The organism is Croceivirga sp. JEA036, from assembly GCF_011882165.1.
Taxonomy (GTDB): Bacteria; Bacteroidota; Bacteroidia; order Flavobacteriales; family Flavobacteriaceae; genus Croceivirga.
This window is the reverse complement of sequence record NZ_JAATON010000001.1, coordinates 1,071,900-1,087,292: the sequence shown is the minus strand read 5'-3', so window position 1 is coordinate 1,087,292 and position 15,393 is coordinate 1,071,900. Positions and strand designations below refer to the sequence as shown.

Genomic DNA, 15,393 nt, shown 5'->3' with positions numbered 1-15,393 from the left:
GTTTTTAGTATACTAGGTTTGTAGGAATATCTAACTTTATTTTTGTTCCTTTACCAGGCGCACTTTTTACAAATACTTTTCCGTTCAGTTTTGCTATTCTAGAATTAATATTTTTTAAACCAATACCTTTTCTTTCCTTATTAGGATCAAACCCCAAACCGTTATCTTCTATTAAAACTTCTAAGCGATCTTCTTCTTTAACAAATGTAATTTCTGCTTTCTCCGCTTGAGCATGTTTTATGCTGTTTTGTAGGCTTTCTTGGATAATACGATAGATATTAATTTTTAATTCTCCAGGTAACACATCCCAATTAAAGTTAATATCATAATTAAAGCATACATTAATACGGGAAGATTCTGACACCTGTGATATGTAATTTTCTATCGTAGACACAAAATTTCCAAGTTTAGTGTGGCTAGCAGCATTTAGCTCATGAGAAACGGTTCTAATTTCTTCTTCGCATTGCTGCAATTTTAGAATTAATTCGTCTCGGTGTGCTATAGAGGCTTCATCAGTACGGTTGTTAAGACCGCTGAGCAGTAATCTAATGCCTAGCATTTCTCCTAGAATACCATCATGCAGCTCTTGTGATATTCGTCGTTGGGCCTCTTTTTTACCTTCTTCTAATTTTCCCTGTTGGGAAAGCATCAGGTCATATATTTCCTCATTTTTCTCTTGCTGCCTTTGATTAAATCTAAGTTTTTGGTTGTTAATACGTTGTATTATGATGATGAATAAACCAAAGCCCAGAACAAGTGTTGCTATACCAATCTTAGTATACAGTTCATTTTTCTTAGATAGTGTTAGGTTTTCATCTAAAATTTGGTCTGTCTCTAACTGAATACGCGCAAACTTGTCTCTAATTCTGCGTTCTTCTTGTTGCAATCGGTGGTTAAGATTAAAATAATCTTCGGCATGCTTAGCACTATTTTTATCATCGATTATAGTTAGTAATTGCAAAGTACTTAGTAAGCGGTCTCTATTTTCAGTTTCTAACGCTACATTTTTAGAGGTATAAGCATATTCTATAGCTTTTGCTTTATCTTTCTTGGCTAAAATATCAGCTAAAAAGTAGTAGTTACGCGCATAATCGTAAGTGTAATTAATGCTATCTAATAATTGGTTGGATTGTTTAATAACTTTGACAAGACTATCATTGAAAACTGATTTCTCTTTGTAGCTTGCGTATGCATAGCTAGATAGCGCTTTGGCGTAAAGCTTAGGCCGAATTGTTTTTAAAGACTCGCTTGCTAATAGCGAATTGAAAATTTTTTTAGCTTCGGAATAATTTTCGCTTCTCAAATAGGTACTCCCTATATTATTTTGATTGATATATTGGTAAGAATCTTGTCTTTTTGGATCTGTGTATTTAATATATTTTTTGGCTTGATTATGATAATTTACTGCTTCGTCATAATTATCTAAACCATTTTGGATTATACCAAGTAAGGTGTAACCGGGAAAAAGCTTGTCCTTTAATCCATTTTCTTCTGCATAGGTGATTACTTGCGTTGCCTCTTTTTCTGCTCCAGCATAATCTTTATTGCGTTCCTTAATAGAGCCCATATAATACAGGGCTACAAGGGGCTTGTCTATTTCTGATGTTTTTAATTTGGCTTGCAGGTATGCATTATATGCTTCTCTAAAATGATAGTACGCACTATCTACCTGTTTGTTAAAATAATACTGACCAAATTTAATATGTGCATCTCCTTTGCCTACATAATCCTTAGTTTGGTTCGCTAACGTAATATATTCTTCTTGTAGTTTTTTAAAACGAGAAGTGTCATTAAAAGAATGGTAGGTGCTGCTTATTTGATTTAAGTTCTTGAGTCTAATTTTTAAGCTTTTTTCTTTTTTAGCTTGCGAGTAGGCTTTTTCTAATAATGCTTTCCGTTCTTTAAGGGGTAGTGTTGTGCTGTCTTTTGCCCAAATGACGATATTGTAAATGCTATCCTTGTCTTGGGGTTTGATGTTCGTTTTTGTTTCTTTATCATTGGTGCAACCAATTATAAGAAACAAAAGGGGGAGCAAAAGAGACATGCTTCCTTGTACAAATTTAGTGCTATAGTTCATGGAAAGTGCCTTACCTACAAGGTAAAAAAAAACCCTAAATAAATTTTATTTAGGGCCAAAGTTAATGTTTTGTATTTTTAATCTGACAGGAGGTTACTTCATTCTTCCAAAATTCAGAAAGTTGCCTGTTACAGAATTAGTCCTCTATTTCTGGTAAGTCATCACCATCTGGGGAGTCTAAGTCCTCAATCTCAGGTAAATCGTCTCCGTCTGGGGAGTCAAGGTCTTCTATTTCTGGTAAATCGTCGCCATCTGGAGAATCGGTTTCTATTTCTGGCAAATCGTCTCCGTCTGGGGAATCAATGTAAACTTTTTCTTCATTAGCAACGCTATCGTTATCACAGGCAACAAAACCTAAAGTTAAAAGAGCTAATAAAAAAAGACTAAGTAAATTTTTCATGTTAAAAGATTTTAGATTGGATTTTTGATTTAATTACACTCCAAAACTAATGGCGCTGGGTAAGAAAATTCCTATTTAAAATCGATACCTAGTAGGCTGCACCTATCTGTGAGTATTTGACAGGTGTTTTAAAGAATTTGGTTAACTAAGGGTATTTATTGCGTTTTTGGATAGAATAGCTTTTAAATCATCTATCTTTTTGCGGTAACTTCTAGAAAAAGGCAGTTTTTCTTCGCTATTTTTTAATAGACACGTATTTTTTCCAAAATTGATTCTAGAAACGTAGTTAGTATTTAATATGTAGCTCTGGTGAATACGTATAAAGTTATTGGGTAATTTGTTTTCAAAGGTTTTAAGGGTTTTAAAGGCGCTAACCACTTTTCCGTTTTTAAGGTAGAAATCTGTACTGTTATTATCTGCTTTTAGATAAAGGATTTCATTTGTGTCTAAATAATGAAAATCCTTATAGGAACTTAGGCATAGGGTTGGAGCCACTTTTTCTACAGGATGCTGTTTTCTTAGTTTGTAGACTGTTTTTCTAACCTCAAAAGCAGTATATGGTAAAAGCCAATAATCGTAAAAACCGTTTTTTAATGCTTGGAAGGCATGTTGCTCTGTTTTAGAAGCCCCAATAATTATAGGGGTTTTATCCATGTATTTAAGTAATTCAGTACATAGATTAAAGCAAGAATCTGTTTGATAATCAAGATTTAGAATTAAAATTTCTGGATTGGTTTTTAGTACTAAATCTAGTGTTTCTTCAAAGTTGTCTCCAGTCCCAAAATGTTGAAAATCTGCATACTCGTGCAGCAACAGTTGCAATTGTACAGCTGTTGAGGTAGCAGAGTCCATTATGACGTAGCCATACCTCATGGTCAAGTAGCTTATTTACAGCAAGGTAGGCACAAATATCTAGTTTGTATTACAGTTTTACCTTAAAAATAGTAGGGTTTTCCTACAAATAATTAAGTTTTTTCTATGGTAGTAGTTCTTTTGCTCCCAAATCTGGAGAAGTCATTCTATCAACCCCGTGAATGTCTTTTGGGAAATCTGCCGAAATATTTGGGTCACCGATATCCAAGGTTTCAGAACCTGACTGTGGCCAGAACAATAATTTGTTGGGGTTAAGGTAGGTTAGGGCAGGATTGAGGATTGGGTTTATAAAATATTCAGATGCTTCTATAGAGATATCTGGGGTTAAGTCCAAAGTTGTCGTTTTTAAACTGGTATGGTTAAAACGTAATTCTTGTATGGTACTTATATCTATACTCAATGCTATTTCAGAAAAAGTACTTCCATCAATTATACTATTTTCCATTACTAAGGAAAGTGGATAGCTGCCTCCGTTCTCCGTAGCATGAATAAAAAATGCTGGCTGGGTTCTAAATCCTTCATTCCAATAATTAGCAAGCGTGCAATGCGTAAATGAATAAAATCCTCCTTTCTGCAGTAAAACCGAATTGTTGCCGGCACTACCAAAAACTGAATTCACAGCGGTAAAACTTCCGCCTTGGCTCATCATATTAACTATACTGGAGTTGTGTATTTGGCAATTATTCAATTGTATGTTGGGAGCGTCATCATTAGGATCGCCTTTAATCTGTATGCCTATTTGAGCGTTTTTAATGGTTAAATGATGTAGGGAATTGTTAATGCTATTTGCCTCAAAGATAATACCACCCCATTGGCCTGCTACATGAGCAAATTCTGGTTCTAGGCGGTCACCCTCAAAAATAACTTCATTTTCTAACTGGTTTATGTCTTCGCTTAAAACTCCATTTACATTTAATTGAGAATTGGAGCTAATGTATATGCCCGAATTAGAATGAAAATGCACACGACTACCTGCAGCAACGTTAAGTTGTTTATTTTCTGGAACAATAGCATACCCATAAACCACATAGGGTTGCGTGTTTACGAATTCTAATTGGTCATCTTTTAAAACAAAACCCTCTACCTGGATTGGGTTGCCATCTATATCTTGGCCAATTTGAATGGTTTTCTTACGTGATGTACCATCTGCATAAATGAAATTTGCTTGTTTAACAAGAGTGATAAGTGGAACTTCTTGGTAATTATCTTCTTGGCCTAATTGTAACACGTCTGTATACAAAAACTCGTTTTCATTGACGTCAGTTACGGTAGTCTCTATAAATATAAAAAGGCTGTCTTTGGCTAAAAGTGGAACATCTGTAAAAGAATTTCCTGCATTCCCATTTACATTTAATCTGTATTGACTTTGCTCACCATTTTTAAGCGTTACTGTGGGTATGCGTATATCTGTACTACTTGTATTATATACTGTAAGGCTATAGGTGCTACTACTGATACCTTTAAAAACAGTATCTAAAAAAACAGTGTCTTTAGAAAAGGAAAGCTGTCCAACGCTTGGTTCATAATCAAAATCTTCTCTGCAGGACCAAGAAAAGAGAAGAACTAAACCTATGATACTTAAAAACCAAGCCTTTTTCATACTAAACAAACATATTTGCAATATGTTCCGGAACTCTTTTTGGTCTAGCATTTTCTGGTTGCAATAAGCACCATTCTGTTTCTGCTGTTATTAGAGTTTTACCCGTTACTTTATTTTTAATTTCTACTTGTCTAATTGATAATGGTCCTCGCCAGCTTTTTATGTGTGTTGTAAGTTCTAAGGTGTCTTGTAGTAATGCAGAAGCGTGGTAGGTAATATCATGGTGGCGTACCACCCAGATGTAGAGTTCCAATTCTTCTGTAGGGACGGTTTTTTGCCAATGTTCTTTAGAAATATCTTGAATCCATTCTATGTACCTTATATTGTTAACATGGTCTAAATCGTCTAGGTCGGTTTCCTTAACTGTAATGGTCTTTGTATAGCTTTTCATTGCTATTTTTTCTTAATTTTTACTTCAAATAACTTATTCCAGCGTTTTCCCGTAACAAAGAATGTGCCTCTCTCAGGATGGTAAGCTACGCCATTTAATACATCTAACTTGCTATGTTGTTTTACTCTGTTTTTTAGACCACTAAAATTGATTACTCCTTCTATGGCACCACTATTGGCATCAATAATCATCATGCTTGGCTTTTGCCATACATTGGCGTAAATTTTTCCATCTACATATTCTAATTCATTAGTTTTATTGAATACAGAGCGATTGGTTACAGTTTGTATGTATTCCTTTTCGGTTAAACTGTCTGGGTCTAGCTTCCATATTTTTTCGGTACCATCGCTTTTGTAAATTGAAGTTCCGTCATTACAGAGTCCCCAACCTTCTTTACTGTTACCATAGGTAAAAGAACCAGTTTTTTCAAGGCTTGTAGCATCATAAACAAAGCCAAGTCCGGACTGCCATGTAAGTAGGTATACCTTATTGTTAAGAATGGTAATGCCTTCTCCAAATAGTGTATCGTCTAGAGCAACTTCTTGTAAAATTTCTCCTGTTTCAAAATTTACTTTACGTAAGGACGATTCTCCTTTTATTCCAGTGCTTTCATAAAGTACACCATCATAAAACTCTAACCCTTGTGTAAAGGCTTTAATATCATGCGGAAATGTGTTAATAACTTCATAGGTGTAAATATCAGGTGCATCCTCAGCTAAAACTTTGATGTCTTTAGTGATTTCTGCTGTCTTATCACCATAAGAAACTGTAGCCTTTAACACTTTAGAACCTAATTTTTTTGGGTTAAAAACCACTTTTCCATTAGTAACAGGGAGGGATTCGCCATCTAGGGAATACGAAATGCTGGTTACTTCAGTGTCTTTTTTATTGTTCAAGGCTATGCCTACTTGTGCTCCTTTTGTAAACGTCTTTTGGTTGCCTTCTAGCTGAATACCAAACAAGTCCGTAGCTTTAGAAGAGCTACTACAACTTGTCATAACCAAAAAAAATAAGCTTAAAATAAAAGATAAAATTCTCACAATCTATAGTTTATAAAATCTAAAGCAAATTACTGTTAACAAACGATTGTGGCAAATTTAAAAGATTGTATATTTGCACCCGGCAAGTCCTACACGACCAGCTCCTGCAGAATCCCCCAGGGTGGGAACGCAGCAAGGGTATGCGGTCGTAGCGGTGCGATGTAGGTAGCTTGCCTTTTTTTGTACCCAAAAGTTAGGTACTTTTCACCTAATAATTAAGCGTTTTTACATGGAACAAAAAATTGTACTAATTACCGGAGGTTCTTCTGGAATTGGCAAAGCAACCGGACAATTTCTTACCCAAAAAGGTTTTAAAGTTTACGGCACTACAAGAAGTTTAGGAAAATATGTAGATTTTAGGGAGTTTGAGTTGGTTGAACTAGATGTGACCAAAGAGGAAACTATTAGTACTGCAATCAATCACATCGTCACGCAGTCTGGTAAAATAGATATTTTAATTAACAATGCGGGAGTCGGGATTACTGGACCAATAGAGGAAACGCCGATTGATGAAATTAATAAAGCTTTTGACACCAATTTTAACGGGCCAATACGGTTAATGCAGGCCGTTTTACCTGTTATGCGAAACCAACAAAGTGGTCTAATTATCAATATCACTTCTATAGCCGGTTATATGGGATTGCCTTTTAGAGGTGTGTATTCTGCTAGTAAAGGCGCGTTAGAACTGGTAACTGAGGCCATACGTATGGAAACAAAGGCATCGGGTATCAAAATTACCACTTTGGCACCAGGAGATTTTGCAACTAACATTGCAAACGGAAGATACCACGCTCCTGTGATTAAAGGTTCTACTTATGAAAAAACCTATGGCGATTCCCTGGCATTGATGAATGAGCACGTAGACCATGGCGGAGACCCTTTACTGGTAGCTAAAGCCATTTATAAAATAATAGATACTACCAATCCAAAGGTACACTATAGGGTAGGAGAATTTACGCAAAAAATTTCGCAAGTATTAAAGCGATTATTGCCAGATAAAGCCTTTGAAAAATTACTTTTAAAGCATTATAAATTGTAGTTTTACATAGAACTTAAAAAGCATTGGAAAATGAAATTTTTTATAGATACCGCTAATTTAGAGCAGATTAAAGAAGCACAGCAATTAGGCGTTTTGGATGGTGTTACCACTAATCCATCTTTAATGGCAAAAGAGGGTATTACAGGACAAGAAAATATTTTACAACATTATAAAGACATCTGCGCAATTACAGAAGGTCATGTATCTGCAGAGGTTATAGCTACAGATTTTGATGGCATGGTAAAGGAGGGTGAAGCTTTGGCAGCCTTGAATCCGCAAATTGTAGTAAAATTACCAATGATTGCAGATGGAGTAAAAGCTTGTAAGTATTTTTCTGATAAGGGGATAAAAACAAATGTAACTTTAGTTTTTTCTGCTGGTCAGGCTTTATTAGCAGCTAAGGCCGGAGCTACATATGTGTCTCCATTTATAGGTCGTCTAGATGATATATCTACAGATGGCCTTAACTTAATAGCGGAAATTAGACACATTTATGACAACTATGGTTTTGATACAGAAATTTTAGCAGCATCTGTTAGGCATACCATGCATGTTATAGATTGTGCTAAAATAGGCGCAGATGTAATGACAGGACCTTTATCTGCTATTACTGGTTTGTTAAAACATCCATTAACAGATATCGGTTTAGAAAAGTTTTTGGCGGATTACAAAAAAGGAAATAGCTAATTAATTTTAGCGTTGTAAATAAAAAATGCCCTTGGATTTCCAAGGGCATTTTTGTTTTAAATACTATAAAGGATGTTTATTCTATGGCAACTGGTTGATAAATGTTAGAAAAACCATTGACCACTTTAGCGTCTTTTGCCAAAATGCATTTGTTTAAATTATCTACTATCAATTTTTTTTGAGCCATTTCAAAATCAGATGCCCAGTATTGATTTTTAGTATTCATGTTTTTTTCTGCCATCAACTTTTGCCATTCATCATTACCTGTTTTAAGGTTGATGCCTATAAATTGAATGTCTGGATATTCTTGCTCTAACTTATTTATCCTATTGGTCGCATTTCTAAAATGTCTTTTACGGTCTGCCGTCCAAAAATAAAAAACTGTTTTGCGGTCTTTTGCTAATTCTGAAAGTGTTTTGGGGATGCCTTGTACACATTGCACCGTTAATTCTGGCAATGTGTTTTCTGCTTGTAAAGATTTTATGTTGCCATATAAATCGTTTATTTCTGTAACGTAGGCAGGATTGGTACAAAGCTCTTCAAATTCTCTTATGAAATCACGACAAGATTCACTCGCTTCATGTTCCTTTAAGAGGTAATCCATTGCAATATTTCTAAAAAGATTATTGCGCAATTTTTCCTCAACCACAATACTATCTATAATGGATAGTTTATGTTTATTGTGGTGCAGGCGTGTTAAAGTAGTCGTTTCGGCACCTTCTTCCGTGGCACATTCTTTATGACAAGCCATATAAGAAAGGTTTCCAAAATGAAATTTTAGAAAATCATAATAAGGTCTAAAATAGGATAACTCCTCATTATTAAGGTCTAAAGTTTTTCGGTAATCATAAAAATCATCACTTAAGTTATGAAGTGTATTTTCACCTGTGTATTTTTTATGATAAAAAGGATATTTCTCTTTATACAAATAACTATTATATAGCACGGCTGCTTTTGCCATTGCCATAGCTTTATCTGTTAAATTAGCATTGTTGACAGTTAATGTTTTTAACTCCGCTAACTTCATTTCTTTTAAAGAATCAATTTTTTTGCTAAAATCTGCAGGAGGTAAACTATAAAAACTGCGAACTAGTGGGTCTTCATCTTCATAGGTAAGAAACATCTCAATCATAAAGTTGTTCACCTCTTCATTACTTCCAGAAAACACCAAAGACTCATCAAAATAAGAAGGTGTAGCGTTCAATCTAATTAAAACGCTGTCGCCTTTTTCTAGATAAACATATTGGTACTGTGGAGCGTGATTAAAGTGATATAAACCTTCGTCTATGTTCTTTAATTTAAAAGCAAATCTATTGTTGGGGTCTAAAGCGGCGGAATCTACCACCTCATTATTCTTGTATAGTACAACGTGTTGGCTACTTGGATTGACAATCTCGCCAGCAAAAAAAACCAAATCTTTATCGGTTTTATCTTTCTTGCACGCAACGAGTCCCCATAAAAATAGTAGTGGTAGTAGTCTATTCATACAAACTTAGTCTAAGCAAATCTAACATTTAGAGGGTATTCCATGTTGTTAAGGAGCAGTTAAATGTTGTTAAACGGCAAAATTATTAGATTTAATACTTTGTTGTTTGCTTGTAAAGCCCGTTTAAATTTGGCTATTTTTGCAAAAAAATAAATAGAAATACATGCTATCAGTATCTAATTTATCTGTACAATTTGGTAAACGAGTACTTTTTGACGAGGTTAATGTTGCCTTTTTACAAGGGAACTGTTATGGTATTATTGGTGCCAATGGTGCTGGTAAATCTACCTTTCTAAAAGTACTATCAAAAAAAATAGACCCTACTTCTGGGCATGTACATTTAGAGCCTGGTAAACGTATGTCTATTCTTGAGCAAAATCATAATGCTTATGATGATTTCTCCGTATTAGAGGCCGTAGTTATAGGGAATAAGCCGTTGTATGAAATAAAGAAACAGATAGATGCGCTTTATGCAGATTACACAGATGAAAATGCTGATAAGATTGGAGAGTTGCAGGTGCAATTTGAAGAGATGAATGGATGGAATGCTGATAGTGATGCTGCAGCCTTGTTGTCCAATCTCGGTATCGCTGAAGATTTGCATTACACTGCTATGGGTGATATGGATGCTAAGCTTAAGGTTCGTGTCCTTTTAGCTCAAGCTTTGTTTGGGAATCCAGACGTGTTAATTATGGATGAGCCTACAAACGATTTGGATTACGATACCATCCACTGGTTAGAACACTTTTTAGCAAATTACGATAATACAGTTATCGTAGTTTCTCACGATAGGCACTTTTTAGATGCGGTTTGTACGCACATTGCAGATATAGATTTTGGCAAGATAAATTTGTTTAGTGGTAACTATACCTTCTGGTACGAAAGTAGTCAACTGGCTGCAAGACAACGTGCTCAGCAAAATAAGAAAGCAGAGGAGAAAGCAAAAGAATTACAAGAATTTATTCAGCGTTTTAGCGCTAATGTGGCTAAAAGTAAACAAGCTACTTCTCGTAAAAAGATGTTGGATAAATTGAAGGTAGAAGACATTAAACCTTCGAGTAGACGATATCCGGCCATTATTTTTGAGCGAGAGCGAGAGGCTGGTGACCAAATTTTAAACGTAGAAAACCTTTCTGCTGTTACAGAAGAAGGTGAAGTACTTTTTAGTAACGTCAATATTAACTTGGCAAAGGGGGATAAGGTTGCATTGATTTCTAAAGATTCTAGAGCAACTAGTGCATTTTACGAAATAGTTAACGGAAACCAAGCGGCTCGTGAGGGAGAATTTCAATGGGGAGTAACTACTACGCAGTCTTATTTGCCAGCAGATAACGAGGCTTATTTTGATGGCTCAATGAATTTGGTAGATTGGCTGCGTCAATATGCTAAAACCGATGAAGAAAAAGAGGAGGTGCATATTCGTGGTTTCTTAGGAAAAATGCTATTTAGTGGAGAAGAAGCCCTAAAAATGAGTAATGTTTTATCTGGGGGAGAAAAAGTGCGATGTATGCTTAGTAGAATGATGTTAATGCGTGCCAACGTTTTAATGTTAGACGAACCTACCAATCACTTAGATTTAGAAAGTATTACTGCCTTTAATAACTCTCTCAAAAATTTTAAAGGCACTGTTTTAATGACTACCCATGACCACGCTTTTGTGCAGTCTGTAGCTAATAGGATTATAGAAATTACACCTAATGGAGTTATTGATCGTTATTTAACTTTTGACGATTATATGTCTGACAAATCCATTAAAGAGCAAAGACAAAAAATGTATGCAGTCAATGCCTAATTTTATTAGGCATTGAAGTATTTACTATTCCAAATAAAAGGATTAAAGTTTTTGCCTAAAGCGAAACCATAAAACAAGGCTACTGAGGCAAGAGATTTAAACACAAAAAAGTATATTATCCAAAACTGACTCGCAGAGCTGGTTTTGGAGAATAAACCTTGTGGTAATAAAATTGTAGCTAATAAACTAATAGCTAATAGAACTAAGAGTAAGTTGCCAATACTTTTAAAGGGCCAAACCAGTATTTTTCTCAAGGGGTGTAAATCATTACCCCATTTGTGTATTAAGTAGTAATAATCATTGCCAAGAGGTACAAATAATAAAGGATCATCCTTGTCTTCTAGTTTAAATAATTTTGAGGGCGCCATAACTTTAAAGCCATCTAGTTTGGTTTGATGTTTCTTTTCTAACATTCGGATTTCTGAATGCGCCTCTTCTGGTAACTCTGGCTTAAAATATTTTAAATCCAAAAAGCGTAAACGATACGTTGTACAAATATGTTTAATGGTATTTATATGATATATTCGGTTAGTTTCTAAAGCATCAAAATTAAATTTGTTTGTGGCGACTTTGTGGTGTTTTAAAATAGCTTTAACCTCATTTATTACCTGCTTTTCTTTAATGGTTTTAGCCTGTCGCTGTTGCAATCGGTTCTGTAAATTGGTACGTGGTACATTCATTTTCTTTTTTTTAGCAATTACATCAAAATTACTGAATGAATTAAGACGATAAAAAAACTGTTTAATCTGTAAAAAGTTAAATAATTGTTAAATTCTATAAACGGCATGTTAGTATTGTGTGGATAAGTTTTAAAGAGTTAACTTACCGAAGAATTTTGCAGTTGGTCGATGATTTGGCCATAAAATAAACCAAACAAACCTAGCTTACTAATGAATGTCCCCCAGACAAAAACCTACTTTGTAGCCTTATTGTGCTGTTTTTCTCTATTTTTATCTGCTCAAAATCAAGGGCTTAGTGCTATTCCTGCCGGAATGTATTTTTCTGCTAAAAAAACAATTGCAGAAAAAACGGCTGATTCCGAACATTTTAGAACTTTATTTACGGCCTTAAAAGCAGCCGATTTAGAGGAAGTTTTAGATACGAACGGACCATTTACTTTTTTTGCTCCTTCTGAAGTAGCCTTCAACAAAATGAGCAAAATGGAGTTGTCAGAGTTGTTTAAAGAAGAAAATAAGTCTGATTTAAAAGAATTACTGACCTATCATTTGGTGGCCGGTAATTATTCTGCATCTAAAATTTTAAAGGCAATGTGCAGGGGAGGAGGGAAAGCTTCTTTCACTACTATACATGGCAATAAAATTATAGCTACAATGTCTGGGTTAGATATTGTGCTGACTGATGCTTTAGGAAACAAAGCTGTAATTACCAATGCAGATGCTACCCAGAGTAATGGCGTCATTCATCAAATAGACCAAGTGATACGTCCTTCTAAATAATAAGATTTTATATATGAATTATAAAAAAAGCTTTAGGGATTCCTAAAGCTTTTTATTGTTTGATGTTGTTTTGATTTATCTAAGACTAGCTCCGAGTTTATCCACAAAATTCTTTTCTAATTTAGCCATGATTTTATCAATCTGTTTATCGGTTAGCGTTTTCTTTTCATCCAATAATGTAAAACTAACTGCGTAAGACTTTTTGCCTTCTGGTAAATTCTTACCGGTATAAACATCAAAAAGACTTACTTCTTTTAAAAGTTTCCGTTCGGTTTCTAACGCCGTTGCATGTATATCCTTAAAACTAATAGACTGGTCTAGCAGTAAGGCAAAATCTCGTTTAACCTCAGGAAATCTAGCTATTTCTTTATAGATAATATTTTGTTGTTGTACTAAACGTAGGATACTATCCCAATGAATGTCGGCATAAAAAACTTCAGTTTTAATACCAACTTCTTTTAGTATTCTATTGTGTACAAGTCCAAAACTTACGACAGTTTCTTTCTTAACTTTTAAATCAATTCCTTCGCTTAACAAAGCGCTATAGGTAGGATTTTCTTTTAAGGTGTTAATACCTAATCGCTCTAAAACATTGGTAATTAATCCTTTTAGATAAAAGAAATCTCCTTTTCTATCGGTTTCTAACCAATTCCCTTCATTTTGGTTACCACTTAAATAAATTCCTAAATGATTTGCTTCTGCATATCCGTCCCCGGTTTTATTATAGGTCTTACCAAACTCAAACAATCTTAGATTGTTTTGTCTTCTATTTTGGTTGTATGCAATACTCTCTAATCCAGTAAACAGAAGTGATTGGCGTAATTTGGATAAATCATTACTCAATGGATTAAGTAAATACACCGCTTTTTCATCATCTGGTAGATTGGCATCGTTTTTTTGAGATTCTGGAACCAAGCTATTGGTCATTATTTCATAAAAACCTTTATCGGCTAATAAGTTACCAATTATATTTTGTAGACGGTGGTTATCAAATTTAGAAGTGCTAGCTACAGATGCGGTTATTTTTTCGCTGATATTAATATTATTGTAGCCGTATACTCGTAAAATTTCTTCTATAACATCTACCTCTCTTTCCACATCTGTCCGGTAAGATGGTATAGTTAATCCTAAACCAGCTTCAGTAACATTGTTTACTTTAATTTCTAAAGCTGTTAGAATGGATTTGATAGTGTCTTTTTTTAGTTCTTCACCAATGAGTTTATTTATTTTTTCAAAGGTTAAGAATACTTGGTGGTCTTCTTTCTTTACCGGATAAAGGTCTACAATCTCTGAGCAAATTTCACCACCTGCAATTTCCTTTATCAAAACAGCAGCACGCTTAAGTGCATATTTGGTAAAATTGATATCTATTCCGCGTTCAAAACGAAAAGAGGCATCTGTATTTAACCCATGTCTTTTTGCGGTTTTACGAACGGTAACTGGTTCAAAATAAGCACTTTCTAAAAATACAGTGGTAGTATGTTCTGTTACGCCAGAATGTAACCCTCCAAAAACTCCAGCAATACATAAGGGTTTTTCCGCATCGCAAATCATTAAATCATCTGCATGCAAGGTACGTTCTTCCCCATCTAAAGTAACAAATTTGGTACCTTCTTCTAAAGTTTTTACTTCAATCTTATTCCCTTTAATTTTACTGGCATCAAAAGCATGCAAGGGTTGTCCAAGTTCGTGTAGTACATAATTGGTGATGTCTACAATATTATTGATTGGGGCTAAGCCAATAGATTTTAATCTGTTTTTTAACCAATTAGGCGATTCTTGTACTAATACATTTTTTATAGTAACACCGCAATAACGTGGAGCTAGTTTACTATCTAGAACATCCACGTCTATTTTAATAGAACGCTCAGCTACATTAAAATTGCTAGTAGATGGCGTAATTAATTCTGCAAATACCTCTTTTTGTTCTAGCCCAGCCTTTAGATCTCGTGCTACGCCAAAATGACTCATTGCATCTGAGCGGTTTGGAGTAAGACCTATTTCAAAAACTTCATCAGTTTCAATCTCAAATATTTCGGCACAGGCTGTTCCAGGCAGTAAATCTTCATCTAAAACCATAATACCTTCATGGCTTTTGCCCAGACCTAATTCGTCCTCAGCGCAAATCATACCATGGCTTTCTTCACCTCTTATTTTACCTTTTTTTATGGTCCAAGCTTCTCCTTCTGGTGTATATAAAGTAGTGCCGATAGTAGCAACAGGTACTTTTTGACCAGCGGCAACGTTGGGAGCGCCACACACAATCTGTACGGGCTCCTCTTGTCCAATATTTACAGTGGTTACTTTTAAGCGGTCTGCATTGGGGTGTTGCTCACAAGTAAGTACATGGCCAATAACAACGCCTGCTAAGCTGCCTTTAACAGACTCAAATTTAGAAATGCCTTCTACTTCTAATCCCAAATCGGTTAATAATTCGCCTGTTTTATCGGCTTCCCAATCTAATTGTATAAACTGCTTTAACCAGTTGTAAGAAATCTTCATCTACCTATATTAAAGTCCGCAAATATAAAACATTGCCATGGTACATTCA

13 protein-coding genes and 1 other RNA gene are annotated in these 15,393 nt (G+C 34.9%); 5 read left to right on the top strand and 9 right to left on the bottom strand.

Annotation, left to right across the window (positions count from 1 at the left end; genetic code table 11):
• Positions 1 to 4 precede the first annotated feature (4 nt).
• The 6 genes from HCO57_RS04470 to HCO57_RS04445 form a co-directional block, all read right to left on the bottom strand.
• Entirely contained in the window at positions 5 to 2,077 is a 2,073-nt protein-coding gene (locus HCO57_RS04470; RefSeq protein ID WP_167988020.1) for a sensor histidine kinase, read from the bottom strand.
• 136 nt (positions 2,078 to 2,213) lie between these two features.
• Positions 2,214 to 2,477, bottom strand: coding sequence for a hypothetical protein (locus tag HCO57_RS04465; protein WP_136949716.1), 264 nt, complete (start codon positions 2,475 to 2,477; stop codon positions 2,214 to 2,216).
• A gap of 141 nt (positions 2,478 to 2,618) precedes the next feature.
• Complete coding sequence (locus HCO57_RS04460; protein ID WP_136949717.1) at positions 2,619 to 3,350, bottom strand: LytR/AlgR family response regulator transcription factor; 732 nt, start codon at positions 3,348 to 3,350, stop codon at positions 2,619 to 2,621.
• A 103-nt stretch (positions 3,351 to 3,453) separates the two neighbouring features.
• Entirely contained in the window at positions 3,454 to 4,950 is a 1,497-nt protein-coding gene (locus tag HCO57_RS04455; RefSeq protein WP_167988019.1) for a hypothetical protein, read from the bottom strand.
• A 1-nt stretch (position 4,951) separates the two neighbouring features.
• The gene (locus HCO57_RS04450) at positions 4,952 to 5,341 is read right to left on the bottom strand and encodes an acyl-CoA thioesterase (protein WP_167988018.1); all 390 of its coding nucleotides are present in this window, start codon (positions 5,339 to 5,341) and stop codon (positions 4,952 to 4,954) included.
• A 2-nt stretch (positions 5,342 to 5,343) separates the two neighbouring features.
• Positions 5,344 to 6,339 carry a glutaminyl-peptide cyclotransferase gene (locus tag HCO57_RS04445; RefSeq protein WP_167988017.1) on the bottom strand — a complete coding sequence of 332 codons (996 nt, stop codon included), beginning with the start codon at positions 6,337 to 6,339 and terminating at the stop codon, positions 5,344 to 5,346.
• A 122-nt stretch (positions 6,340 to 6,461) separates the two neighbouring features.
• Here HCO57_RS04445 and ffs point away from each other — a divergent pair.
• The 3 genes from ffs (at position 6,462) to fsa (ending at position 8,107) form a co-directional block, all read left to right on the top strand.
• Positions 6,462 to 6,560: signal recognition particle sRNA small type (ffs, locus tag HCO57_RS04440), an RNA gene on the top strand.
• 50 nt (positions 6,561 to 6,610) lie between these two features.
• Complete coding sequence (locus HCO57_RS04435) at positions 6,611 to 7,420, top strand: SDR family oxidoreductase (RefSeq protein WP_167988016.1); 810 nt, start codon at positions 6,611 to 6,613, stop codon at positions 7,418 to 7,420.
• A 30-nt stretch (positions 7,421 to 7,450) separates the two neighbouring features.
• Positions 7,451 to 8,107 (top strand): fructose-6-phosphate aldolase, encoded by a 657-nt coding sequence (fsa, locus tag HCO57_RS04430; RefSeq protein WP_136949722.1) that lies wholly within the window; start codon positions 7,451 to 7,453, stop codon positions 8,105 to 8,107.
• A 76-nt stretch (positions 8,108 to 8,183) separates the two neighbouring features.
• On the opposite strand, the gene HCO57_RS04425 is transcribed toward fsa, so the two are convergent.
• Positions 8,184 to 9,593, bottom strand: coding sequence for a TlpA family protein disulfide reductase (locus HCO57_RS04425; RefSeq protein WP_167988015.1), 1,410 nt, complete (start codon positions 9,591 to 9,593; stop codon positions 8,184 to 8,186).
• 163 nt (positions 9,594 to 9,756) lie between these two features.
• Here HCO57_RS04425 and HCO57_RS04420 point away from each other — a divergent pair, with 163 nt between their 5' ends.
• The gene (locus tag HCO57_RS04420; RefSeq protein WP_167988014.1) at positions 9,757 to 11,385 is read left to right on the top strand and encodes an ABC-F family ATP-binding cassette domain-containing protein; all 1,629 of its coding nucleotides are present in this window, start codon (positions 9,757 to 9,759) and stop codon (positions 11,383 to 11,385) included.
• A gap of 5 nt (positions 11,386 to 11,390) precedes the next feature.
• On the opposite strand, the gene HCO57_RS04415 is transcribed toward HCO57_RS04420, so the two are convergent.
• A complete protein-coding gene (locus HCO57_RS04415) occupies positions 11,391 to 12,065 on the bottom strand; it encodes a hypothetical protein (protein ID WP_167988013.1) in 675 nt (224 codons plus the stop codon).
• A 210-nt stretch (positions 12,066 to 12,275) separates the two neighbouring features.
• Here HCO57_RS04415 and HCO57_RS04410 point away from each other — a divergent pair, with 210 nt between their 5' ends.
• Complete coding sequence (locus HCO57_RS04410; protein WP_167988012.1) at positions 12,276 to 12,842, top strand: fasciclin domain-containing protein; 567 nt, start codon at positions 12,276 to 12,278, stop codon at positions 12,840 to 12,842.
• 75 nt (positions 12,843 to 12,917) lie between these two features.
• Here the strand turns inward: HCO57_RS04410 and pheT are convergent, their stop codons facing one another.
• Positions 12,918 to 15,344, bottom strand: a complete 2,427-nt coding sequence (gene pheT / locus HCO57_RS04405; RefSeq protein ID WP_167988011.1) for a phenylalanine--tRNA ligase subunit beta — start codon at positions 15,342 to 15,344, stop codon at positions 12,918 to 12,920.
• Between the last annotated feature and the right edge of the window lie 49 nt (positions 15,345 to 15,393).

Coding starts and splice junctions, on each gene's coding strand:
- HCO57_RS04445 (WP_167988017.1), bottom strand. CDS start 6,339: ATGACAAGTTGTAGTAGCTCTTCTAAAGCTACGGACTTGTTTGGTATT.
- pheT (WP_167988011.1), bottom strand. CDS start 15,344: ATGAAGATTTCTTACAACTGGTTAAAGCAGTTTATACAATTAGATTGG.
- HCO57_RS04420 (WP_167988014.1), top strand. CDS start 9,757: ATGCTATCAGTATCTAATTTATCTGTACAATTTGGTAAACGAGTACTT.
- HCO57_RS04465 (WP_136949716.1), bottom strand. CDS start 2,477: ATGAAAAATTTACTTAGTCTTTTTTTATTAGCTCTTTTAACTTTAGGT.
- HCO57_RS04425 (WP_167988015.1), bottom strand. CDS start 9,593: ATGAATAGACTACTACCACTACTATTTTTATGGGGACTCGTTGCGTGC.
- HCO57_RS04460 (WP_136949717.1), bottom strand. CDS start 3,350: ATGAGGTATGGCTACGTCATAATGGACTCTGCTACCTCAACAGCTGTA.
- HCO57_RS04435 (WP_167988016.1), top strand. CDS start 6,611: ATGGAACAAAAAATTGTACTAATTACCGGAGGTTCTTCTGGAATTGGC.
- fsa (WP_136949722.1), top strand. CDS start 7,451: ATGAAATTTTTTATAGATACCGCTAATTTAGAGCAGATTAAAGAAGCA.
- HCO57_RS04415 (WP_167988013.1), bottom strand. CDS start 12,065: ATGAATGTACCACGTACCAATTTACAGAACCGATTGCAACAGCGACAG.
- HCO57_RS04410 (WP_167988012.1), top strand. CDS start 12,276: ATGAATGTCCCCCAGACAAAAACCTACTTTGTAGCCTTATTGTGCTGT.
- HCO57_RS04450 (WP_167988018.1), bottom strand. CDS start 5,341: ATGAAAAGCTATACAAAGACCATTACAGTTAAGGAAACCGACCTAGAC.
- HCO57_RS04470 (WP_167988020.1), bottom strand. CDS start 2,077: ATGAACTATAGCACTAAATTTGTACAAGGAAGCATGTCTCTTTTGCTC.
- HCO57_RS04455 (WP_167988019.1), bottom strand. CDS start 4,950: ATGAAAAAGGCTTGGTTTTTAAGTATCATAGGTTTAGTTCTTCTCTTT.